The sequence below is a fragment of the Spiroplasma endosymbiont of Virgichneumon dumeticola genome, from assembly GCF_964264745.1.
GTDB lineage: Bacteria > Bacillota_I > Bacilli_A > Mycoplasmatales > VBWQ01 > Spiroplasma_E.
The window spans coordinates 684224-707132 of the sequence record NZ_OZ183478.1 but is presented as its reverse complement, the minus strand read 5'-3'; the positions used below and the strand labels follow the sequence as shown (position 1 = coordinate 707132).

General features: G+C 27.3%; 32 protein-coding genes. 10 read left to right on the top strand and 22 right to left on the bottom strand.

Features of this window, described 5'->3' with window-relative positions; all coding sequences use genetic code 4:
• Nucleotides 1-47: 47 nt before the first annotated feature.
• Nucleotides 48-1100: a hypothetical protein gene (locus ACFEL4_RS04545; RefSeq protein WP_375318292.1), complete on the bottom strand. Its 1053-nt coding sequence runs from the start codon at nucleotides 1098-1100 to the stop codon at nucleotides 48-50.
• An 88-nt stretch (nucleotides 1101-1188) separates the two neighbouring features.
• On the opposite strand from ACFEL4_RS04545, the gene ACFEL4_RS04540 reads away from it, so the two are divergent.
• A complete protein-coding gene (locus ACFEL4_RS04540; protein WP_375318291.1) occupies nucleotides 1189-2010 on the top strand; it encodes an IS1595 family transposase in 822 nt (273 codons plus the stop codon).
• 199 nt (nucleotides 2011-2209) lie between these two features.
• Here the strand turns inward: ACFEL4_RS04540 and ACFEL4_RS04535 are convergent, their stop codons facing one another.
• From ACFEL4_RS04535 to ACFEL4_RS04520, 4 genes are all read right to left on the bottom strand, one after another.
• Nucleotides 2210-2872, bottom strand: coding sequence for a lysophospholipid acyltransferase family protein (locus ACFEL4_RS04535; RefSeq protein WP_375318290.1), 663 nt, complete (start codon nucleotides 2870-2872; stop codon nucleotides 2210-2212).
• Between the two features lie 66 nt (nucleotides 2873-2938).
• On the bottom strand, nucleotides 2939-3430 hold the full coding sequence (locus tag ACFEL4_RS04530) for a dihydrofolate reductase (protein ID WP_308150119.1): 492 nt from the start codon (nucleotides 3428-3430) through the stop codon (nucleotides 2939-2941).
• Nucleotides 3430-4299 carry a thymidylate synthase gene (gene thyA, locus ACFEL4_RS04525; RefSeq protein ID WP_308150120.1) on the bottom strand — a complete coding sequence of 290 codons (870 nt, stop codon included), beginning with the start codon at nucleotides 4297-4299 and terminating at the stop codon, nucleotides 3430-3432. The genes ACFEL4_RS04530 and thyA overlap by 1 nt, the downstream gene beginning before the upstream one ends.
• 261 nt (nucleotides 4300-4560) lie before the next feature.
• On the bottom strand, nucleotides 4561-4743 hold the full coding sequence (locus ACFEL4_RS04520; RefSeq protein ID WP_375318289.1) for a hypothetical protein: 183 nt from the start codon (nucleotides 4741-4743) through the stop codon (nucleotides 4561-4563).
• Between ACFEL4_RS04520 and ACFEL4_RS04515 the strand changes: the two genes are divergently transcribed.
• The 4 genes from ACFEL4_RS04515 (at nucleotide 4724) to ACFEL4_RS04500 (ending at nucleotide 6512) form a co-directional block, all read left to right on the top strand.
• Nucleotides 4724-4915: a hypothetical protein gene (locus ACFEL4_RS04515; protein WP_375318288.1), complete on the top strand. Its 192-nt coding sequence runs from the start codon at nucleotides 4724-4726 to the stop codon at nucleotides 4913-4915. The two genes, ACFEL4_RS04520 and ACFEL4_RS04515, sit on opposite strands and share 20 nt — an antisense overlap.
• An 87-nt stretch (nucleotides 4916-5002) precedes the next feature.
• Entirely contained in the window at nucleotides 5003-5260 is a 258-nt protein-coding gene (locus ACFEL4_RS04510; protein ID WP_375318287.1) for a hypothetical protein, read from the top strand.
• Complete coding sequence (locus ACFEL4_RS04505; protein ID WP_375318286.1) at nucleotides 5155-5544, top strand: IS1595 family transposase; 390 nt, start codon at nucleotides 5155-5157, stop codon at nucleotides 5542-5544. Before ACFEL4_RS04510 ends, ACFEL4_RS04505 begins: the two co-directional genes overlap by 106 nt.
• A 218-nt stretch (nucleotides 5545-5762) precedes the next feature.
• On the top strand, nucleotides 5763-6512 hold the full coding sequence (locus tag ACFEL4_RS04500) for an ABC transporter permease (protein ID WP_375318285.1): 750 nt from the start codon (nucleotides 5763-5765) through the stop codon (nucleotides 6510-6512).
• 272 nt (nucleotides 6513-6784) lie between these two features.
• On the opposite strand, the gene ACFEL4_RS04495 is transcribed toward ACFEL4_RS04500, so the two are convergent.
• A complete protein-coding gene (locus tag ACFEL4_RS04495; RefSeq protein WP_375318284.1) occupies nucleotides 6785-7912 on the bottom strand; it encodes a hypothetical protein in 1128 nt (375 codons plus the stop codon).
• Between ACFEL4_RS04495 and ACFEL4_RS04490 the strand changes: the two genes are divergently transcribed.
• The 3 genes from ACFEL4_RS04490 (at nucleotide 7893) to ACFEL4_RS04480 (ending at nucleotide 9279) form a co-directional block, all read left to right on the top strand.
• Nucleotides 7893-8429 carry a hypothetical protein gene (locus ACFEL4_RS04490; protein ID WP_375318283.1) on the top strand — a complete coding sequence of 179 codons (537 nt, stop codon included), beginning with the start codon at nucleotides 7893-7895 and terminating at the stop codon, nucleotides 8427-8429. The genes ACFEL4_RS04495 and ACFEL4_RS04490 overlap by 20 nt on opposite strands.
• Nucleotides 8324-8713 (top strand): IS1595 family transposase, encoded by a 390-nt coding sequence (locus tag ACFEL4_RS04485; RefSeq protein ID WP_375317056.1) that lies wholly within the window; start codon nucleotides 8324-8326, stop codon nucleotides 8711-8713. Before ACFEL4_RS04490 ends, ACFEL4_RS04485 begins: the two co-directional genes overlap by 106 nt.
• 245 nt (nucleotides 8714-8958) lie before the next feature.
• A complete protein-coding gene (locus ACFEL4_RS04480) occupies nucleotides 8959-9279 on the top strand; it encodes a SemiSWEET family sugar transporter (RefSeq protein ID WP_375318282.1) in 321 nt (106 codons plus the stop codon).
• Here the strand turns inward: ACFEL4_RS04480 and ACFEL4_RS04475 are convergent.
• From ACFEL4_RS04475 to ACFEL4_RS04425, 11 genes are all read right to left on the bottom strand, one after another.
• Complete coding sequence (locus ACFEL4_RS04475) at nucleotides 9242-10015, bottom strand: alpha/beta hydrolase-fold protein (RefSeq protein ID WP_375318281.1); 774 nt, start codon at nucleotides 10013-10015, stop codon at nucleotides 9242-9244. The genes ACFEL4_RS04480 and ACFEL4_RS04475 overlap by 38 nt on opposite strands.
• Before the next feature lie 125 nt (nucleotides 10016-10140).
• Entirely contained in the window at nucleotides 10141-10530 is a 390-nt protein-coding gene (locus tag ACFEL4_RS04470; protein WP_375318280.1) for an IS1595 family transposase, read from the bottom strand.
• Entirely contained in the window at nucleotides 10425-10832 is a 408-nt protein-coding gene (locus ACFEL4_RS04465; protein WP_375318279.1) for a hypothetical protein, read from the bottom strand. The genes ACFEL4_RS04470 and ACFEL4_RS04465 overlap by 106 nt, the downstream gene beginning before the upstream one ends.
• Nucleotides 10757-10960: a hypothetical protein gene (locus ACFEL4_RS04460; RefSeq protein WP_375318278.1), complete on the bottom strand. Its 204-nt coding sequence runs from the start codon at nucleotides 10958-10960 to the stop codon at nucleotides 10757-10759. The genes ACFEL4_RS04465 and ACFEL4_RS04460 overlap by 76 nt, the downstream gene beginning before the upstream one ends.
• A 487-nt stretch (nucleotides 10961-11447) precedes the next feature.
• Nucleotides 11448-12050: a hypothetical protein gene (locus tag ACFEL4_RS04455; RefSeq protein ID WP_375318277.1), complete on the bottom strand. Its 603-nt coding sequence runs from the start codon at nucleotides 12048-12050 to the stop codon at nucleotides 11448-11450.
• Nucleotides 12051-12284: 234 nt separating this feature from the next.
• Nucleotides 12285-12689, bottom strand: coding sequence for a transcription antitermination factor NusB (nusB, locus tag ACFEL4_RS04450; protein ID WP_375318276.1), 405 nt, complete (start codon nucleotides 12687-12689; stop codon nucleotides 12285-12287).
• The gene (locus ACFEL4_RS04445) at nucleotides 12689-13003 is read right to left on the bottom strand and encodes a hypothetical protein (RefSeq protein WP_375318275.1); all 315 of its coding nucleotides are present in this window, start codon (nucleotides 13001-13003) and stop codon (nucleotides 12689-12691) included. Before ACFEL4_RS04445 ends, nusB begins: the two co-directional genes overlap by 1 nt.
• A 16-nt stretch (nucleotides 13004-13019) precedes the next feature.
• Nucleotides 13020-13586, bottom strand: a complete 567-nt coding sequence (gene efp, locus ACFEL4_RS04440) for an elongation factor P (protein ID WP_375318274.1) — start codon at nucleotides 13584-13586, stop codon at nucleotides 13020-13022.
• Nucleotides 13587-13588: 2 nt separating this feature from the next.
• On the bottom strand, nucleotides 13589-14665 hold the full coding sequence (locus ACFEL4_RS04435; RefSeq protein ID WP_375318273.1) for a M24 family metallopeptidase: 1077 nt from the start codon (nucleotides 14663-14665) through the stop codon (nucleotides 13589-13591).
• Nucleotides 14666-14750: 85 nt separating this feature from the next.
• Nucleotides 14751-14900 carry a 50S ribosomal protein L33 gene (rpmG, locus tag ACFEL4_RS04430; RefSeq protein ID WP_308149806.1) on the bottom strand — a complete coding sequence of 50 codons (150 nt, stop codon included), beginning with the start codon at nucleotides 14898-14900 and terminating at the stop codon, nucleotides 14751-14753.
• 164 nt (nucleotides 14901-15064) lie between these two features.
• On the bottom strand, nucleotides 15065-15673 hold the full coding sequence (locus ACFEL4_RS04425) for a LemA family protein (RefSeq protein ID WP_308149807.1): 609 nt from the start codon (nucleotides 15671-15673) through the stop codon (nucleotides 15065-15067).
• 203 nt (nucleotides 15674-15876) lie between these two features.
• Between ACFEL4_RS04425 and ACFEL4_RS04420 the strand changes: the two genes are divergently transcribed.
• Together ACFEL4_RS04420 and ACFEL4_RS04415 are read left to right on the top strand one after the other, a co-directional pair.
• Complete coding sequence (locus ACFEL4_RS04420; protein WP_375317285.1) at nucleotides 15877-16413, top strand: hypothetical protein; 537 nt, start codon at nucleotides 15877-15879, stop codon at nucleotides 16411-16413.
• Nucleotides 16308-16697, top strand: coding sequence for an IS1595 family transposase (locus ACFEL4_RS04415; RefSeq protein ID WP_375318272.1), 390 nt, complete (start codon nucleotides 16308-16310; stop codon nucleotides 16695-16697). Before ACFEL4_RS04420 ends, ACFEL4_RS04415 begins: the two co-directional genes overlap by 106 nt.
• Nucleotides 16698-16813: 116 nt before the next feature.
• Here ACFEL4_RS04415 and ACFEL4_RS04410 read toward each other — a convergent pair whose 3' ends face one another.
• The 5 genes from ACFEL4_RS04410 to ACFEL4_RS04390 all read right to left on the bottom strand — a co-directional run bounded on the left by ACFEL4_RS04410 (nucleotide 16814) and on the right by ACFEL4_RS04390 (nucleotide 22668).
• Nucleotides 16814-17578, bottom strand: coding sequence for a Nif3-like dinuclear metal center hexameric protein (locus tag ACFEL4_RS04410; protein ID WP_375318271.1), 765 nt, complete (start codon nucleotides 17576-17578; stop codon nucleotides 16814-16816).
• Nucleotides 17579-17587: 9 nt separating this feature from the next.
• The gene (locus tag ACFEL4_RS04405) at nucleotides 17588-18937 is read right to left on the bottom strand and encodes a sigma-70 family RNA polymerase sigma factor (protein ID WP_375318270.1); all 1350 of its coding nucleotides are present in this window, start codon (nucleotides 18935-18937) and stop codon (nucleotides 17588-17590) included.
• Between the two features lie 34 nt (nucleotides 18938-18971).
• Nucleotides 18972-20765 carry a DNA primase gene (gene dnaG / locus ACFEL4_RS04400; protein WP_375318269.1) on the bottom strand — a complete coding sequence of 598 codons (1794 nt, stop codon included), beginning with the start codon at nucleotides 20763-20765 and terminating at the stop codon, nucleotides 18972-18974.
• 13 nt (nucleotides 20766-20778) lie between these two features.
• Nucleotides 20779-22185 carry a glycine--tRNA ligase gene (locus tag ACFEL4_RS04395; protein ID WP_375318268.1) on the bottom strand — a complete coding sequence of 469 codons (1407 nt, stop codon included), beginning with the start codon at nucleotides 22183-22185 and terminating at the stop codon, nucleotides 20779-20781.
• A 180-nt stretch (nucleotides 22186-22365) separates the two neighbouring features.
• On the bottom strand, nucleotides 22366-22668 hold the full coding sequence (locus ACFEL4_RS04390; RefSeq protein WP_375318267.1) for a DNA repair protein RecO C-terminal domain-containing protein: 303 nt from the start codon (nucleotides 22666-22668) through the stop codon (nucleotides 22366-22368).
• Nucleotides 22669-22909: the final 241 nt, after the last annotated feature.

Genomic DNA, 22909 nt, shown 5'->3' with positions numbered 1-22909 from the left:
ATAACATTAAGTAATTATAAATGTAATTATTTTAAAATGCTACTTTTTTAAATTGTAGCACTTCTCTCTCTAATCGTTTCTTTGCTTGCTTTTAAATTTGAATAAGAATTGCATTTTTTAATATTTTCTTTAATAGGAATAGTTTTTCTATCATTGATTTGAGTTACTACTTCTGTAAAATCTGCATTATCGGTAATACTATTATTTTTAGTACAATTCTTGAATAAGGAAAACAGAGGCAATTCGTCTCCATTAACTATACAATTAACTAATGAATAAAGCAATGAATCCAAATTATACAATAAAAGATAAGGTGAATCAGTTAATAATTTCTTAATGTTAATATCAGCACGGTTATTAAATGATTCATTAAGTCATGTAAATGTTGTTGAAATTAAAAAAGATAAAGGTAGTGTTAGTAGTAAAGATTTGTGACTAACTTTTTTAGTTTCAACATCTAATAATTTTGCTTCCTCTCCACTATCGCTAGATGTTGAAATATTTTCTAGTTCTTCTTGTTTAATACTATCTGATTCTATATCTTGACTTTTACTATCATTTAAATCATTAATTTCATTTTTATTAGTTTCAAATTTTTTAATATTTTCTTTTAATATTTCAATTATTTTTTCTTCAAAAATTTCAATTGCTATTGTAAAAAATAAATCAGTAACAGTACTTTCTAAAATATCTAAATCAAAAAAAGTTTCAAATTTATTATTAGATAATTTATCTAATAATACTGAGCAATAACTTTGAAAAATACTGGTGGCAGTATATCCAAACATTGATATCCCAAATTGTAAATTAGTAACCTCAGTTTGATAATGTTGATTACTTTTACTATAGATTCAAGATTTTATATTGCTAATTCATTGAAATTTTTTTGATTCTAAAAACGTTTCCGACATAGTAATTCCTACACTATACTTACAACTGGTTTTAAAGTTATTTCAACTTCATTTTGTTTGTGCTACTCTCATACTAATTAACGATTGTAATATAGTCTGAGCAAAACTAGACATTGCAAACACACCCGTCTTTTTTAATTGTTCTATCATTTCTTCAATCATAGTGTTATTTTCTATTTCTATAGGCATTATAATCACTTCTTTCTTTTTAACTTTAATTTATAAACATTGTTTTTAAATAACGGACTTCTCCCCACATGTACTTGTGGAGGAAACAATGAAATTTAATGAGTTCAATAATACTTTTCAAAATGAAAAACAATGTCTTGCATATATAGCAAGTTTGAAACAAAGCAAATGTATTAGGTGTTCTAGTTTTAATTTGAATACTTCTAATTTAAGAAAAATGAGATGTTTGAAATGTCATCAAACATTCAGTATTCTCACGGGCACTATATTTTCAAAGTCACAAACACCTTTAATATCTTGGTTTTATCTCATCTTTAGATGAATAAACACCAAACATGGAATTCCATCAACTGATGTTGCAAAAGAATTGGGAGTGACCTTGAAAACAGCTTGAAGAATGGGTCATAAAATCCGAAGTGCCATTGCTAAACAAGAACCTCAATTCATTGTTGAGGGCATAGTGCAAATGGATGAAATGTATCTTTCACATATGGGTTTTAAAAAACAAGGAAGATCCTTGTTGAACAAAACCTTGATTGTTGGTATTTATGAAAAAACAACCAACAATCTGATTGTGAAAGTATTGAAAAACGCAAACAGTAAAAATCTTTTGCAGTTTGCAATAAACCACATTTCTTCAAAGTGTGATGTACATACTGATTCTTGAAAAGGATATCGCGATTTGAAATCGGTTTTCACTAAGCATGAAACAGTTAACCATCAAGATGGCTATGTTTCAAAAACTGGTGTAAATACCAACCAAATTGAGTCAGTATGAAAACATATACGAAGAACATTTAAAACACATATCAAAGTTGCAAAACATCATATTCATTTATATGCAAAAGAAGCTGCATATAAATTCAATAACATACCTAGTTTTGAAACTGTAATGCTATGTTTAATTTAAAAATGTGGGGAGAAGTCCGTAGATAGGCTTTTCTCAGCATTTATGTGATAAAATTTAAAATAGTACATAAAGGGAGAAAAGCCTTAAATAAAACGAACCTATTATCCATAAAAAATGAATAATAGGTTTCCAAGAAAATTATTAAATTAAAGTTTGAAAAATTTTAACACCTTTATAAGATAAAAGCAATTATTATTTTTTATTTATCATAAAATACTATACCATTTTTAATGATATTAAAGATTTGTTTTGATAAAACATCAGTTGATAAGTGGATAAAGTGACTTGGCTCAATTGGTTTATGGAAAACAAGTTGTACATGAACTTTTCCTTTATGTTTTTTATCAAAAATTTGATAAGAATTAATAATTGAAACTGGAATAATTGGGACATAAGCTTGGTATGCCATTTTTAAGGCACCTGCTTTAAATTCACCCATTTCTTGACCATGGCTTCTCGTTCCTTCAGGAAAAATCATCATAGTACGAGGAATTCTAATTAATTCTTTGGCTTCTTGAAAAGCAGTTACTGCTGTTCTGGGGTTATTACGGTCAATAAATAACACATCAATTAAGAAGATAAAACGTCGTGCTAAGCGACTTTTTTTAAGTTCTTCTTTGGCAATAAAACCTAGAGGAGCATGTAAGCTAAAATCATTAACTGATAATACTAGCAACGGATCAAAGTTAGATTGGTGATTAGCAACCATAACACAACCTTTACGTTTTGGTCATAAGTCAATATTATGAATAGTTAGTTTGATATTGTATAATCATTTGATATAGCGTACTCGCTTTTTTATTCATATATAGCGTTTTGCTTCTGATACTAAATTAGGGTCTTTTAGTACTTTTTTGGTCATTGAACCTGACTTAGTATACGTTTGTAATAAGTAGGGTCAAGTCAAAATGGCTTTTCATATGTTCATTTAAATTAATTCCTTTCTTTGATAAATCTTAGCTGTAAATTGGTCATAATCAGTTGTTTTAATTAACTTAAAATCTGAAAAATCTAAATTTGGAAAGATGATATTACCTGAGTAGGGGTGTTTGATGATTGAAATATATAAGTAATCAGCAAGTTTTCAAGCTTGTTCATAAATTGTTTTCCCACCTAACACACAGATATCTTCGATTTTATTACCTTTGTATGGTTGTAAATATGCTAATAAATTATCACTAAAGATAATATTATCAAGATTATGTCATTTTTGATAACGTTCTTGATGATGAGTTGCTACTATATTGTAGCGTTTTTTTAAAGGAGAACCAATGCTTTCAAATGTTTTGGCACCCATAATTACGGTTTTATTAATAGTAATGCTTTGAAAGTATTGCATTTCTGCTTTGATTTTTCATGGTAGGGAATTATCAGCACCAATAACTCCTTCTTCAGTCATAGCTCATACTAAATTTATCATTAGACAGCAACCTTACCAGTAATTAATGGATGTGGGTCATATCCTTCTAAAGTAAAATCACAATATTGGAAGTCAAATAAATTACTAATATTTTTGCTAATAACTAACTTTGGTAAAACTTTAGGTGCACGTTGTAATTGTTCATTAATTTGATTAATATGATTATTGTAAATATGAGCATCGCCTAAAGTATGAACAAAATCGCCTAATTCATAGCCACATACTTGTGCTAACATGATAGTTAATAAAGCATATGAAGCAATGTTAAAAGGAACACCTAAAAAAATATCAGCACTACGTTGGTATAGTTGGCAAGATAATTTCTTATCATCAGAAACATAAAATTGAATTAAAGTATGGCAAGGTGGTAAAGCCATGTTGTTAATTTCGCTAGGGTTTCACGCTGATAAAATATGCCTTCGTGAAAATGGATTATTTTTTAGGTTTGTGACAAGATTAGTTAATTGATCAACACCATTGAAATTACGTCATTGTTTACCATAGACTGGCCCTAAATCACCAAATTTAAGAGCAAAGTTATGGTTAGTTTTAATCTTTTCTATAAATTCTTGTAATGTTTCATTTTGATATGACTTACTTTTAACATAATTTTTATATGGTCATTCATTTCAAATGCGAACATTATTTTTTACTAAGTACTCAATATTAGTATCACCAGCAATAAATCACAATAGTTCATGAACAATAGCTGGGAAATGAACTTTTTTGGTAGTTAATAAAGGAAAACCTTGCGCTAAATCAAAGCGCATTTGGTAACCGAAAGTGGAAATGGTTCCTGTTCCTGTTCGATCATTTTTTTGGTAACCATATTTCATAATATGACGGCATAAACTTAAATATTGCTCCACTGTTATTACCCCTTTCAGAAATTAAATCACTTATATTTTAACAAAATAATATCATTTTCCCTAAATTATTATGAAAAATAATTAGAAATTATTTTATGATTTTAGTTAATAAATTAATGTTTATTAAATGGTACTGGTGCTATGAGAATAAAAATAACATTATGTTTTGATAACAAATTCTACTTTAAATGTTATAATTTAGTATCATTAAATTTTTAAGGTTATTTTAATGTTCATGATACACTTATAATGTAATAGTTTTTAAAAGAAAGGAAATTTAAATGTGAAAAAATTAAAAAAACTTCAAGCGCAACCAGACAATTCAGAAAAATCCATGAATGAAACTCAGCAACCAGTTGAAAAAACAGTTGTTAACGCTAATTTTTTAACGGACTTCTCCCCACATGTACTTGTGGAGGAAACAATGAAATTGAATGAGTTCAATAATACTTTTCAAACTGAAAAACAATGTCTTGCATATATAGCAAGTTTGAAACAAAGCAAATGTATTAGGTGTTCTAGTTTTAATTTGAATACTTCTAATTTAAGAAAAATGAGATGTTTGAAATGTCATCAAACATTCAGTATTCTCACGGGCACTATATTTTCAAAGTAACAAACACCTTTAATATCTTGGTTTTATCTCATCTTTAGATGAATAAACACCAAACATGGAATTCCATCAACTGATGTTGCAAAAGAATTGGGAGTGACCTTGAAAACAGCTTGAAGAATGGGTCATAAAATCCGAAGTGCCATTGCTAAACAAGAACCTCAATTCATTGTTGAGGGCATAGTGCAAATGGATGAAATGTATCTTTCACATATGGGTTTAAAAAACAAGGAAGATCCTTGTTGAACAAAACCTTGATTGTTGGTATTTATGAAAAAACAACCAACAATCTGATTGTGAAAGTATTGAAAAACGCAAACAGTAAAAATCTTTTGCAGTTTGCAATAAACCACATTTCTTCAAAGTGTGATGTACATACTGATTCTTGAAAAGGATATCGCGATTTGAAATCGGTTTTCACTAAGCATGAAACAGTTAACCATCAAGATGGCTATGTTTCAAAAACTGGTGTAAATACCAACCAAATTGAGTCAGTATGAAAACATATACGAAGAACATTTAAAACACATATCAAAGCTGCAAAACATCATATTCATTTATATGCAAAAGAAGCTGCATATAAATTCAATAAAATACCTAGTTTTGAAACTGTAATGCTATGTTTAATTTAAAAATGTGGGGAGAAGTCCGTAGATAGGCTTTTCTCAGCATTTATGTGATAAAATTTAAAAATAGTACATAAAGGGAGAAAAGCCTTAAAAAATATAAAAAACCAAGTGTTGCTGCTGAAAAAGAATTATTAAGTAATAAAAAAGGTCAAACTGACCCTAATAAAGTAGTTAATGCTTTAAGTACTAGTCCCAAAAAACAGCGATCGCTGTTAAAATTAATGTTTAAATATTACTTGAAAGGGTTCTTTGTTCCGTTTTTCTTAATTATTTATCCTATCTTAATTTTAGGAATTCAAAGTTTCTCTATTCAAAACGCTGGGTCTGATTTTATGGCAAGATTAGCATTAGTGCGACAAATGATTGCTGGAATCGCCATTGTTAATATTATTTCTGTTGGTATTTTTGTTATCCCCCAAACAATTATTGAATCTAAAACCTCTGTTTTATTAAAAAGAATTGGAGCAACTAATATTCATCCTTTGTTTTTTGTGAGCGCTGTTATAGTTATGGGATTAGTTATGTCAATTATTTCATTCTTATGAACATTACTATGAGGTGGAATTTATTTTGGTGGAACTTATGGTTGAGGAAATATTGCTTTGCCAAAGCAAATTATCATTTCTATTCCGTGAGTTTTAATTATCTTTGTTAGTGCCATTAGTATGGGATTAATGTTAGCATCATTATTTAAGACAATGACTTCATATTTTGCTGTCGCTAATGTATTATATTTACCGATTGCTTATTTGAGTGGTTCTATCTTACCAATTGATTTAATTATTGGAACTCCTGCCTTAAATGTAATTAGTTATTTCTCACCATTTAAATATTCAACTTTACCATACTTTAATTGTTGATCAGGAACATTTAAAATGACATGAGAAATGTATGTTTATGGGGTAGTTAGTTTAGTAATCCTTGCTGGTTTTATTGGCATTACTGCTAAAAAATTAAAATGACAAAGTTAATATAAAATATAATTGACTGGTATATATACCAGTCAATTTTTAATGTTTATATTTGGGCATTTTTTTAAATCTGGTGCCATATTAATACGATTCTTATAAATATAAAATAAAAATCTTTTTTAGTTACAAAGGTAGACCAAAAAAGATAAAAACAAATTTTTAAATTGTAGTAAATATTAATAACTTACTATAAATAAAATTATACGAGAAAAATAAGATAATTGAAATATAAAATATTCATAAATTATTAAGTGTGTTATAAACGTTCTTAATTAGTTTTTACTAACTAACTTAGAATTTAACTCTAAACTACTAATTCATGCATAAGAATACATAACAATGTTTAGTGTAAAATCAAGCATGGCAAGAACATCATTTAATAGTTCTTCTTCACTACTATTTTTAATAATCAAGTTAAGTAAGTTAGCATTACTACTATTAGGCGAACTAATATTCATATATGGATACATTAATGTTACTTGTGTTTCATTAACAAAAATATTTGGTAATGGTTTTTGCATAGTAGCTAAATCAATCATATTACTCATAATTTTTGGTACTAATAATTTTCTTAGTTTTATGGGGTCACTATAATCAAGTGCAAATAATTTTTCAAACTCTGATGATTCTAATTGATCACCACGATTAGAACCTATAATTCTTGAACCTAAAGTTTCGGGTTTAATAGTAGTTACAAAATCTTGGGGATTAATATGACAAGTAAAATATAAATAACGATTATATGTAGTACGGTTGGTTGTGGATTTTCCTGTTTTTTGAACACGAACAATTTTTTCAATCATTGTTCCACAATTAAAATCTTGATTATTAACATTACCAACTAAGACTTTTTCGGTTCACACACGATGATTCATACTACTACCAAATACTAAAAATTTTTGTGGAATAATCGTAAAATTATTACTAACATCTTTAATTTCTAATTGTTCAAAGGCATTATGAGCTGCCATTTTAATATATTTAGTATTATGCTTACGAAAAGCATTTTTAATTTTATTATTAAAAACTTGTCCAATAGAAAAAGATATAATGGCAATAATAATGATTGCAAAACCAGAAAAAATTAATCCAAAATATATTGTTTTTGAAGGTTCTTCTTTAAATATCATTGTACAAGTAATTCCAGTAATAAAAAGAATGATTCCGACAATCAAAATTATATATGACAATCATTTGTATTTATTACTAATAAAGAAACGTTTAAATGAAGTATTTAAAACATTTTGATAAATACTACTCACATCATCTTTAATAATTTTAAATTCTTCGTCATTAAAATTAACAATCTTTTTAACTTCTGACATAATTCCTCCTAATAAAAGTACGGACTTCTCTCCACATGTACTTGTGGAGGAAACAATGAAATTGAATGAGTTCAATAATACTTTTCAAACTGAAAAACAATGTCTTGCATATATAGCAAGTTTGAAACAAAGCAAATGTATTAGGTGTTCTAGTTTTAATTTGAATACTTCTAATTTAAGAAAAATGAGATGTTTGAAATGTCATCAAACATTCAGTATGCTCACGGGCACTATATTTTCAAAGTCACAAACACCTTTAATATCTTGGTTTTATCTCATCTTTAGATGAATAAACACCAAACATGGAATTCCATCAACTGATGTTGCAAAAGAATTGGGAGTGACCTTGAAAACAGCTTGAAGAATGGGTCATAAAATCCGAAGTGCCATTGCTAAACAAGAACCTCAATTCATTGTTGAGGGCATAGTGCAAATGGATGAAATGTATCTTTCACATATGGGTTTAAAAAACAAGGAAGATCCTTGTTGCACAAAACCTTGATTGTTGGTATTTATGAAAAAACAACCAACAATCTGATTGTGAAAGTATTGAAAAACGCAAACAGTAAAAATCTTTTGCAGTTTGCAATAAACCACATTTCTTCAAAGTGTGATGTACATACTGATTCTTGAAAAGGATATCGCGATTTGAAATCGGTTTTCACTAAGCATGAAACAGTTAACCATCAAGATGGCTATGTTTCAAAAACTGGTGTAAATACCAACCAAATTGAGTCAGTATGAAAACATATACGAAGAACATTTAAAACACATATCAAAGTTGCAAAACATCATATTCATTTATATGCAAAAGAAGCTGCATATAAATTCAATAACATACCTAGTTTTGAAACTGTAATGCTATGTTTAATTTAAAAATGTGGGGAGAAGTCCGTAGATAGGCTTTTCTCAGCATTTATGTGATAAAATTTAAAAATAGTACATAAAGGGAGAAAAGCCAAGTAAAATATAAGTTTTATAGTATAAAGTAATTATAACTAAAATTAATGTTTTTTTATTAAATATCGCTTGTTAATTAAGAAATTAACAAGTTTATTGTATGAAAAATTGGAAAATAAGAGATAATTAATTATATTAATATTAAAAACAGGAGGTAAAAAATGGAAACAACAATTACCATCCTATCATGGATGGGGGCAGTACTAACTAGTATTGTTTTAAAACCACAGAGTTATAAAATTATTAGAACGCGTGACACACAATCATTATCGTTATACATGTATATTATTTTTGAACTATCAGCAACAGTATGAATTACATTTGCCATACTTTCAAATCAACCAGCTATTATTGTTACTAATAGTATTGTAGCGGTTTTAGCAAGTATAATTTTGATTTTAAAAATTATTAATATTATTAAAAAAATGAAAAACCTTAATCTTGTTAAACGAAGATTAAGGGATTATTATTTAGGTAATTAATTCATCATTTAAAGCCATGACTACCATTATTGTCAATCATTATAGTAGTGATAATTTTATGCGATATTAGTAGTTGTTCTAAACAGATAGTATTACTTTCATAATTAGTACTGATTTTACCTTCAAAGAACTTGGGTTCTTTTTTACCAACTCATAACTTAATGGTTAGGGGTTGATTTTTATTTAGAGCTTTAATTGCTAAATCATTAAAAATTTGTTCATTAAATCAAATCGCAGGTGATAATAAAATCATAGTATTAAAAGTTAATGATGAACAATACAACATTTGTAAGCAAAAGTAGGCACCCATTGAGCAACCAAGAGCATTTAATGAAATTATTTTTATTTTAAATTTATTAGTAACGAAAGGTAAAACTTCATTTTCAATGAATGCTAAATAGTTTTCACCATTACCACCTAAACTATTAATATTACTACTAGTAAGGATGGGAAAATATTTTGTCATTAATGTTTTTACTTCACTATTAGTATACATTGCTAAATCATTAAATCTTGTCATATTATTAGTGCTGCTAATACCAATATACACACAATTGCTATTGTTGTTAGTTAGGATATTATGGTTATTTAATAATAAATCTTTACCATCAAATACTAAATAAGTGACATAACTTTTAGTTTCTTCAAAATTAGGTGGTAAGGCAATAATAATATCCTTATTCATGGTTAGTGTCTTGCTAGCATAACTAATAACTTGCAATTGATAATTATTCATAGTTACTCCTTTTAATTATTCAGTCTTTTTATTTTATTAATGGCTTTTCTCCCTTTATGTACTATTTTTAAATTTTATCACATAAATGCTGAGAAAATCCTATCTACGGACTTCTCCCCACATTTTTAAATTAAACATAGCATTACAGTTTCAAAACTAGGTATGTTATTGAATTTATATGCAGCTTCTTTTGTATATAAATGAATATGATGTTTTGCAACTTTGATATGTGTTTTAAATGTTCTTCGTATATGTTTTCATACTGACTCAATTTGGTTGGTATTTACACCAGTTTTTGAAACATAGCCATCTTGATGGTTAACTGTTTCATGCTTAGTGAAAACCGATTTCAAATCGCGATATCCTTTTCAAGAATCAGTATGTACATCACACTTTGAAGAAATGTGGTTTATTGCAAACTGCAAAAGATTTTTACTGTTTGCGTTTTTCAATACTTTCACAATCAGATTGTTGGTTGTTTTTTCATAAATACCAACAATCAAGGTTTTGTGCAACAAGGATCTTCCTTGTTTTTTAAACCCATATGTGAAAGATACATTTCATCCATTTGCACTATGCCCTCAACAATGAATTGAGGTTCTTGTTTAGCAATGGCACTTCGGATTTTATGACCCATTCTTCAAGCTGTTTTCAAGGTCACTCCCAATTCTTTTGCAACATCAGTTGATGGAATTCCATGTTTGGTGTTTATTCATCTAAAGATGAGATAAAACCAAGATATTAAAGGTGTTTGTGACTTTGAAAATATAGTGCCCGTGAGCATACTGAATGTTTGATGACATTTCAAACATCTCATTTTATTAAATTAGAAGTATTCAAATTAAAACTAGAACACCTAATACATTTGCTTTGTTTCAAACTTGCTATATATGCAAGACATTGTTTTTCAGTTTGAAAAGTATTATTGAACTCATTCAATTTCATTGTTTCCTCCACAAGTACATGTGGGGAGAAGTCCGTTATTAATTTATACGAAAGATATCCCCAAGCAGTAACGTTATTTAATAATTCTAAATAGAACCAATTTTCGTTATAGTTTGTTTTAAAATATGGGAAATTTGAAGATTCAAATTATTTTGATTTATAAAATAATTGTATTGGATTAAGATATGTTTTTTAATTTAATTGTGGTTTGTTGCACTAATTATTTGAAAAGGACAAACTATTTATTATTAATAGAATTATGAGTATCAGCAGTTTTAATTGTTAAACCTGTTCCATTTAATTTATCAGGTTTTGAACCATATCATTGATTAGAATAATTTAGTTTCATGCCCTTCATATCTATTTTAACTTTATAAACAAGATTTGGCATATAAAAATGTATCTAAAGAAAAATTGTATTTTCATACTAAATAATAACAAATAAAAATATATCTTACAATAAGCATATTAACCATGGGTTAAATAATTATTCATATTTTCCTAGTAAAGTATAATTCATAATTCTAATATACAAGTTAAAATGTGTTGGTTCTAAAGACATAGCACTATTAATTAAACTGTCTAAAATTAATAATTTAGTAGTAAATAATTGTTGATATGGAATAACACTTTTTAAATTAAAACTAGTAATATCGCGGTTTACTAAAGTTTTTCTAGTTTCTAAATCTAAAAGATAAAATAATATTAAAAATTTACCAAAATCATAATTATAAGAAACATTTTTTGGCTTGTTATTAAGATGAACAAATATTTGACCACTAATATGCATTAATTTTTTAATTGCTAGCAAATGATCAACTTTGTCAGTAGGTAATGGTTTATTGTTAAAAAAATCAGGTAATAAATCATTTTTTGTAGTTTCATTATATCACTGATTAATAATATCTTGTGAACCTATATGTAACAAGGTAGTTTTTACATGTTCATAATTTTCTAAATACTTTGTTTGACGTAAAAAAACGGGACTTAAAGCTGTAATAGTTAAAATAAAATTAGCAACAAGTTGTATATTTTCTTTGTAATTAATTTTATTTAATTCTAAATAAACGCTAATAATTTTCACGAACATTAAGTTTTTGTTACTATTAAAAACCAAATGATAAGCTGTTCGAAAAGAGTTACCCGGCAAAGTTGCTAATATTTTCTTAATTTCACGTTTAAAAAAATAGTTACTTTTTAAAAGCAACAAATGATTAATTAACCGATATTCAGGAACCATATTGTTTTTCCAATCCAAAATTTATAATTAAAGTTATTATTATACTAATATTATATCATTGATAGGGGATTTATAAATAGTGCACTACTTATTAATTTTATCTAAAACACCATTAATGTATTTATAAGCATCATTAGGACAGTAAGCTTTAGTAATATTAATTGCTTCATTAATAGCAATTTTTTTATCAATGTTAGTATGAATAATTTCGTAAGTAGCTAAAATTAAAATTGCTTTTTCAATAGCTTTTAAACTTTCAAAATGTCAATTAACTTTTAAATGTAAATTTATAATATCAATTAAATCATATTCATTTTTAATAATACCTTTTAAGATATTACATTGTTCGGTAATTAAACTAATACCTTCTTCTTCAAAAATGTATTGTTCAAATTCTTTTTCTGATTGACCATCAAGAAAATATAGATAAAGTGCTTTCATAAGACCAATCCGTTTTTCATGCTGGGTTAGGTTTTTATATTCTGACATTATTTTTTTACTTCTTCCTTGTTATTGGTAATAAATACCAAATGGGTATTTAATAATACTGAATTTAATACGGAGTTAACACGTTTTAAAATCATTTTATTAAGCTTACTTTTTAAACTTAATAAATCAGTATCACAAGCAACTGCTAATTTGATTTCAGCAATAATTGAATTATCTTCTAAAATTGAAGCATCAATATCAGCGAATTCAACTTGGTAGTTATCACTAGTTAATAATATATAAATTAATTTTTTAACAACTAATGAAGTTAATTTTAAAGTTCCACGTTTGTTTTCCTCAATAAGAATATCCATTTCTTTCTCCAATCTTTTAAGCACGAGATTTGTACTTACCGTCATCAGTACCTATTATAATTCTATCACCATTATTAATAAACATGGGGGCTTGTAATTGTCAACCCGTTTCAATAGTAATTGTTTTCGTAGTATTAGTTGCACTATTACCTTTGACACCTGGAGGAGCATCAGTAACCTCTACTTCAATTGATGCTGGTAAGTCAACACCAATAATTTCTGTTTGTTGATAAACTCGTAATTTTATTTCATTGCCTGGTATTAAAAAGTTTTTTTCTCATTGTAATCTTGATTTATTAACTCTGATTTCATTATAATCAGAATTATCCATAAAAATTGAATAGTCACCATCATCATAACTATAAATAGCTGGGCGTTTATCAATAACAGCAGGATAAACAGTATCACCGCCAGTAAAAGTAATACTAGTAATAGCACCTGTTCTTAAATTTTTAGCTTTTACTTTGACATGAGCTTGACCACGACCACTTTTTGAGTGCGCTGATTCAATAACTGTTAGAATATCATTTTTATTATTATGCAGAAATGTTGTACCAGGACGAAAGTCATTAACGTTAATCATAATTATTTATTTTCCTTTCAAACATTTATTTCTCGTAGTGATTTAGTTAGGATTTCGTATCCATCTTTAGTAACAAGAATATCATCTTCAATTCTTACACCACCAAGATTAGGAATATAAATACCAGGTTCGACAGTAATAACCATACCTGGAACTAAGATAGTAGGTTCATCTTTAATTACTCATGGTGCTTCATGAATTTCAATTCCTAATCCATGACCTGTTCCATGGGTAAAGTATTGACCGTAACCTTTTTCATTAATATAATCACGACAAATTTTATCAATTGCCCCAATAGCAATGCCTGGCTTAACAGCTTTAATACCTGCCATTTGTGCAGCTTTTACAATTTCATGAATTTCATTTAATTTAGGAACTATATTTCCAATAGCAAAGGTTCTAGTCATATCTGAACAAAATCCTTCATAAACACAACCAAAATCACAAGTAACTAGTTCGTTATTAGCAATAAGTTTATCACTTGCTTTACCATGGGGCATTGATCCACGAACACCTGAAGCAACAATAGTGTCAAATGATGCTTTAGTTGCACCATATTTAGTAAAGGTACGTAAAATAACATCTTCAACGTCTTTCTCACTAACACCAGGTTTAATAAAACTTAAGACTTCATTAAAAGCTAAATCACCAATAGCACATGCTTTAGCAATTCTTTTAACTTCTGCTTCATCTTTAATAGCACGTAAATCATGAACATATACAGGTTTAAAAGTAATATTAGGCATGGCTTTTTCTCATGATTCTAATTGAGCATACGTAATGTATTCAGCTTCAAAACCAATCGTTTTAATTTTTTGTTCACTAGAAATGGTAGTTAAACTAACAAAAGGGTTAGTGAAATCTTGACAATTAACATTTTTGGCTTTTAGTTTACTTTCAGTAATATAGCGACCATCAAGTAGTAACGTAGCGTTTGTTTTGTCAATTAATAAGTAACCCAGAGTAGAAATAAAGTCACTATATCAAAAGCGATTTTCTGGAGCATAGAATAGCATAGCATCAATTTTTTGCTCACTTAAAATTTTTTTTATGGTTTCATGTTTACTAGAACTATTCATCTTTAATTCATTCCTTTTTATAAATTTAGTTTATTTATTATACATATATTGTACTCTAACTTAAAGAAAAGAAATAAGGTTTTACTTATTTCTTTTCTTTGTGCAATGTATGTTGATTACAACGTGAACAATATTTTTTAGTTTCTAATTTTTCAGTTTGAGTTTTTTTATTACGATCTGCAATGTAGTTTTCTTCTTTACATATGTCACATCTTAAAGTTAGGCCATCACGCATTAGGCACCTCCTGGAATAATAATTATTAATTTAAGTTATACACAATATACTATTATTGCATAATTAAGTAATAAGTGCAATCAAATCAATGATTGTTTCCAATATTTTTCCTTTGAATAAACTGAAAGACTAATTTTAGTCTTTTACTGAAAATGTTTTAATTATTAATTTAATGCTAGATCAATTTTAACATCTTGACGATCGTTTTCAGTAGCAGCAAAATAGTCTTTTGAAATTAAATGTAATGATTCAGCTATAACATTACTAGGAAATGTTTTAATTTTACTATTAAATACTTTAATATTAGCATTGTAAAACCTTCTTGCAGCAGCAATATTGTCTTCACAATCTTTTGCTCCTGACTGTAATTGTAAAACCGTTGTATTAGCTTTTAAATCAGGATAGTTTTCTAATAGTGCATTAAACTTACCAAAGGCAGAATTAAGTCCACTGTCAACTTTAGAAAAATCTTGCATTGTTTCCATTTTTCCATTTCTTAAAGCAACAATTTGTGATAATGTTTCTTTTTCAAATTTCATGTACCCTTTAGTAGCATCCAATAATTTTGTTAACAAGTCAAAACGTCGTTTTAGTTGTACATCAATATCAGAAGCTGTTTCCTCAATTGATTGTTGTAATCGTAAAAAGTTATTACGAGAAACAATAAATATAATAATAGGGATAATTAAAATAAAAGATAAATATATTATAATTTTCCCTAAAAGTGATGGTTTTGCTGTAAATGATTCGTTGCTAGGTTTGATTGTTGTCATAGTGTTTCTCCTTTCTTGAATATATAAATTAATAAACTAAGATTAATATTTAGTTCGAATTCTAATTTAAATATTTCCTTTACACATTTAAACCACAATCATTTTACTATATTTTTTAGTACTAAGTTATTAAATATTTTTTTTATTTAATTTTATAATATTTTTTATCGGACTTCTCCCCACATGTACTTGTGGAGGAAACAATGAAATTGAATGAGTTCAATAATACTTTTCAAACTGAAAAACAATGTCTTGCATATATAGCAAGTTTGAAACAAAGCAAATGTATTAGGTGTTCTAGTTTTAATTTGAATACTTCTAATTTAAGAAAAATGAGATGTTTGAAATGTCATCAAACATTCAGTATTCTCACGGGCACTATATTTTCAAAGTCACAAACACCTTTAATATCTTGGTTTTATCTCATCTTTAGATGAATAAACACCAAACATGGAATTCCATCAACTGATGTTGCAAAAGAATTGGGAGTGACCTTGAAAACAGCTTGAAGAATGGGTCATAAAATCCGAAGTGCCATTGCTAAACAAGAACCTCAATTCATTGTTGAGGGCATAGTGCAAATGGATGAAATGTATCTTTCACATATGGGTTTAAAAAACAAGGAAGATCCTTGTTGAACAAAACCTTGATTGTTGGTATTTATGAAAAAACAACCAACAATCTGATTGTGAAAGTATTGAAAAACGCAAACAGTAAAAATCTTTTGCAGTTTGCAATAAGCCACATTTCTTCAAAGTGTGATGTACATACTGATTCTTGAAAAGGATATCGCGATTTGAAATCGGTTTTCACTAAGCATGAAACAGTTAAACATCAAGATGGCTATGTTTCAAAAACTGGTGTAAATACCAACCAAATTGAGTCAGTATGAAAACATATACGAAGAACATTTAAAACACATATCAAAGTTGCAAAACATCATATTCATTTATATGCAAAAGAAGCTACATATAAATTCAATAACATACCTAGTTTTGAAACTGTAATGCTATGTTTAATTTAAAAATGTGGGGAGAAGTCCGTAGATAGGCTTTTCTCAGCATTTATGTGATAAAATTTAAAAATAGTACATAAAGGGAGAAAAGCCTTTTTTAAAATTAAAAAAATGAATAGACTACACTATATTATTGTGAGTGGTTGTTGGTGTTTATACTTAATTACTTCTAATTGACCATTAAATGTTTGATTTAAAAAATCATAGATAAAATCAACAAATTTTTGTTCCATATAATGACCAACTAAAAGTACGTTAATTCCACAATCTTGAGCTTCAATGATATGATGTCATTTCATTTCTCCAGTAATAAATAACTGAACATTATTAGGCAAGATAGTAATGGCATCACCGCCAGCACCACCAGACAATGCAACATTTCTAATAATTTGGTGTTGATTACCAATTAATTGCAAATATTCAATCTTAAAATAATTCTTAACATTTTTGATAATCGTAGAAACTGATAGTGCCTGATTTAAATTACCAACAACTGCTAATTTTTCTTGACCTAAGAAATTAATGTTTTCTAAATTTAAATCCTGCGCCATTAAGACATTCATACCTTTGTCATCTTTATCAAAATTAGTATGAAGAGTATAAACGTTTATATCATTATTTTTAATTTTTTGATATAATTTCTTTTTTCATGGCGAAATAGTAGGATGATTAATATCGCTAGCAAAAACAAGTGGATGATGACAAATTATTAACTCAATATCAGCAGCAAGTGCTTGGTCTAAAACAATATTAGTAATATCTAAACATACTAAAATTTTATTAATAGTAATTTTTCCTTTAATTTGTCATCCTGTAAAATCTCATAAACAAGCATTGGCAAGCGGAAACTTATCCTCAATGACAGTAATGATTGTTTTGATGGGTAACATGTTAATAATTTATCCTTTATAAAATTCTTTAATATGTTTAGATTTTGATGGACGTTTTAGTTTTCTAATCGCTTTAGCTTCGATTTGTCTAATTCTTTCTCTAGTAACCGTAAATTCTTTTCCTACTTCTTCTAATGTTTTAGGTGAATCATATTTATTAATGTGTTTATGTACTACTTTATCACGTAATAATTCTGTTTTGTCTAAACTGGTATCATAATGTAATTGTAAGGTGTTAACAACCATTTTTAGTTCATTGATTTCAGTGTCATCTTCACATAGTTCTAATAGTCTTCTTAGTTTTGTTGGTAAAATTCCAAAACGCATTCTAATAACTTTTTCTTCACGTTTAGTTAAAACTTCGGCAAAGACACGATCTAATTGCTCACTTAATCAATGTCTTTCGGCATATTCATCAGGTGATAACATGTTTTTATCTTTAATAAAATCACCAAAGTGAGTGTCATCTTCTTCACCAATGGGTTTTTCTAATGAAACTGGTTCAATAGCTAATTTTTTAATTTCTCGTACACGGTCTGCTGTCATGTTTTGACCCATCTTTAATGCAATTTCTTCATGGGTTGGATCACGACCTAATTCTTGAGTTAAGTTTCTTTCAATTCTTGTTAGTTTATTAATTCGTTCTACCATGTGCACAGGAACACGAACCATTTTTCCTTGATCTGCTAAACTTCTAGTAATTGATTGTCTAATTCATCAAGTAGCATAAGTTGAGAACTTGTAACCACGACGATAATCAAATTTATCAACGGCTTTAATTAAACCAATATTTCCTTCTTCAATTAAGTCGGCAAAATCTAAACCACGATTTAAGTGTTTACGTGCAACAGATACTACTAATTTTAAATTTGATTTAATTAATTGTTCACGGCCATATGTACATTCTTCATCATCTTTTGATTCTAACATTTTGGCATATTTAATTTCTTCTTCTTGGCTTAAAATTTGACTAGTTCCTAAAATATTAAAATATGATTTAATTCCATCTTTTCTTCGTGTGTCATTAGAAATACCCATTGTATTTTTAAAACTTAAATCGCTAGCTAGAATATCGATATCTAAATCAACAGAAACTTGGTATTCATCAAGTTCTAAAAGACTAATATCATCTTCGTCTTCATCATCTATTAAGATGTCGGTAAAAATAGCGCCTTCTTTTTCTAAACGATCAAAGATTTCTTCAATTGTATCATCATCTAATTTTAAATGACTAAAGGCTTTAATAACTTCTTCTTGTTTGATATCTTTATTGTTTTCCAATTTAACAATTAGATTACGTTCTACTTCTTCTAACGTTAGTAGTTTTTTTAGTTTAGCAGTTGGGTTTTCTTTAGCCATGTTTACACCTTATCCTTATTGTAGTTTAGTTTACTTATTGTTTAATTTTTGTTTTTAAAAGTGATATTTGTTTTAAAAGTTGAATTTGAGTAGTAAGATTGGTTTCGTTTTTTAATTGCTCATTAATACCTCTTATCTCATATTCAATTAATTCATTATTAATAATTTTTAAATAATCAATAATAATTCGTGGTTTTAAATCAAATTCTTTATCTTTGTATTGATTAATAATGGTTTGTAAAGTATCTAATAATAAATTTGTTTGAAGTTCATTGATAATAGTTCTGAAGTCAATATATTTGATAGTTTCATTTTGATAAATTTGACTAATTAAGAAATATAAGGTCATATAATCTTGATGTGGAAAAATAAATTTTTCCTTTTCTAAAATTACATAAACATCACGTGACATTAATACTAGAAATATAAGCTGCTTTTGGGCTTCAATAATTTTATTTTTAGTTACTAATCTAGTTTGTGGTTTTTGATAATTACTAATAACTGGTTTCGAAATTATCGTTTCTTTATGTAGTGGTTTTTCTAGTAACAAAATTTGTGTTAAATCATTAATTGTTAAATTGGTAATGGTTACTAAGTGATTTAAATAAAATCTTTTAGTTACAATGTCGGTCATTGTTTCCCATATTGGTAATAGTGATTTAAGAAAGGCATTAAGTTGATAACTATCTTTTTTAATGTCATTTTGGGTTAAACCTAAGTTAATAGCAAATTCAAAGGGATGAATAGTACTAGCAATGATATTTTTAAATTGGTTAGGATGTTTATTAATTAATTCATCAGGGTCATATTTAGTATTATTATTAATAATTTGAACTTTGAAATTTTGTGACAAGAGAACAGTGGCAATTTTTAAGCAAGCTAGTTTACCTGGAATATCACCATCTAAAAAAATAATAATATTATTAGTGGCTTTTTTTAAAAGTATAATATGTTCTTGTGTTAAGTTAGTTCCCATTAATGCCACACTAGTTTTAATATTAATTGTGCTTAGAGCAATAGTGTCCATAAAACCTTCTGTTAAATAAATGGTATCATCTTTTTTTAAATGTAGTTTGACTTGTTCAAAATTATAAAGAATATTACCTTTTTTAAAGATTTGTGATTGGGGGCTATTAATATACTTAGCACTTTTATCATCTTCAAGGTAACTACGAGCTGAAAATCCAACACAATTACCATTATTATCTTTGATAGCAAAAATAATACGATTGAAAAAACTATCAATAACTTGGTCATTATTGTTAATTTTTGCTAAACCTAAGTTAATTATGTCACTGTCTTTATAACCTTGGGCACGCAAGTAATCTCGTAATTCATTATTACTAGGAGCATAACCTAAATTAAAATTTTTAATAGCATCATAATTAATATTACGAAATTCTAAATAGTTCATGGCTTTTTTTCCTGAATCAGTTAGCAATTGATAACTAAAAAACTGCATGGCTGTGTTATTGATGGTTAGTAATGGATTAGTTTTTGGTTCGATAATATTATCATTAAGATTAATATCATACTCTTTTAAATTAATACTAGCACTTTCTGCTGCTTCTTTTAAGGCATTAATAAAACTAATGTTTTTAAATTTTTGTAAGAATATAAAAACATTACCTTGTTCACCACAAGCAAAACATTTATAAATTTGTTTGGATTCTGAAATTGATAGTGATGGTGCTGAGTCTTCGTGAAATGGACAGATAGTTCAAAAATTATTGCCTTTTTGAATCAAATTTAAATATTTGCTGATTACTTTAACAATACTAATTTTTGCTTTAATTTCACTAACTTTTTTATTAAACTCTAAATCCATATTTCACACAACTTTAACAAATAATATCTAATTTGTTATATAAATATTTTTTAAGACTACTTAAAGGTACTATTTCTTGTTGAGTAGTATTGCGGTCACGAACAGTTACAGTACCTTGTTCTTCAGTTGCATAGTCAACTGTCACACAATACATAGTGCCAATACCATCTTGATAACGATAAGATTTTCCAACATTAGCAGCAGTTTCATATATTACTTTTAATTGAGTGTACTTTAAATTATCAAAGATTTTAGTAGCAAGCGCACCAAATTTATTTTTATTAGAAGGCATAATTGCAACTTGAAATGGAATAATGTTTTTATCTAATTTTAACACTATTCTTTGCCGACCGTCAGTTAAAACTTCTTTAGTGTAAGCTTCACAGATTAAAGCTAATAAAAGTCGTTCGACACCCATTGATGGTTCAATAACTGATGGAATTACCATTTTTTTAGTAGCAACATTAGGGTCTTGAACTTCCATTTTAACACCAGAACTTTCGCTATGTTTTGTTAAATCATAGTTACCACGGTTGCAAATACCACATAATTCACTCATGCCAAAGGGAAAATTATACTCAATATCAGTAGTTGCCAGTGCATAATGCGCTAATTGATTGGGTTCATGCTGTTTAAAACTAAGATTTTTAGAATTTGATAATCCAACACTTGCTAGGAATATTTTACATTGATTAACTCAATAATCAAATCATGTGTTATCATTTTGGTTTTGTGGAATAAAGAAAAACTCTAATTCCATTTGTTCAAATTCTCTAGTACGGAAAATAAAATTACTGGGAGTAATTTCATTGCGAAAACTTTTACCAATTTGACCAATGCCAAAGGGAATATTTTGGTTAACGCTTTTTCTCACATTATTAAAATTAATAAAAATACCTTGTGCTGTTTCAGGACGTAAGTAAATTTTATTATGTTCATCTTTGATTACACCTTGATGAGTTTCAAACATTAATTGGAACTGACGAATTGATGTTCAATCTTCTTGATTACATTTTAAGCATTTAATATGATTATCAACAATAAACTTTTCTAATTTTTCACTGCTTCAACCATCAAAGATAATGTCAGGGCGCTTAACATTAATTAGATTATCAGCACGAAAACGTGCTTTACAAGATTTGCAATCAATTAATGGATCACTAAAATTACTAAGGTGACCAGAAGCAGTTCAGACTTTAGAATTCATTAAAATAGAGCTGTCTAATCCTACATTGTATTGGTTTTTTTCAACAAAAAAATTTCATCATTGTTGTTTAATATTATTTTTAAGTTTGACCCCAAGTGGTCCATAATCTCAAGTGTTAGCAAGTCCAGAATAAATTTCTGAGCCTTGAAAAATAAAACCTTTTTCTTTTAAATGGATAATTATTTCTTTAAATAAACTATCATTACTAGCCATATTTTCCTCCTTTTATTATCTTATATATTTCTTTATAAAATAATGATACATGTTATTACCATTTATAGTATATAAAATGGTAATAACATGTTAATTTTTCTATATTAAAAATTAAAGTAGTAATTGTATTTTAAAATAATTATTTTAATAATATTGACTTATTTTGGTTTTGTCAACCGTTTATAAGTATTTATTAATCCTAATAATAGGAATACCACTGTATGTTTGACAATGGAATTCTAAAATATTAATAATATACTTAAGTTCTTTCTGAGTAATTTTTCAATTATTAATATTATTTAACTTCATAAGTGTATTAAATAATGGTAAGTTATTAGTTATTACTAGTGATGGCCCAAAACAATTGTAACAAATAATACCACCTAATTGTGAATTAAAATCAATAATACTACTGTTAGCACCACAATTAATACAGTTTTTAAAATTAAATTGAATACCTTGTAATGATAAGGTATGAAACAAAAGGAAAGCATATATTTTTTCTAAATTACTACTATTTAAAATTAATTCTTGATAACAATTTAATAAAAAGTTTAAGGTAGTATTATTATGATATTTTGTTTCGGAATTAATAACAATTTTATTAATGGCTTTTCTCCCTTTATGTACTATTTTTAAATTTTATCACATAAATGCTGAGAAAAGCCTATCTACGGACTTCTCCCCACATTTTTAAATTAAACATAGCATTACAGTTTCAAAA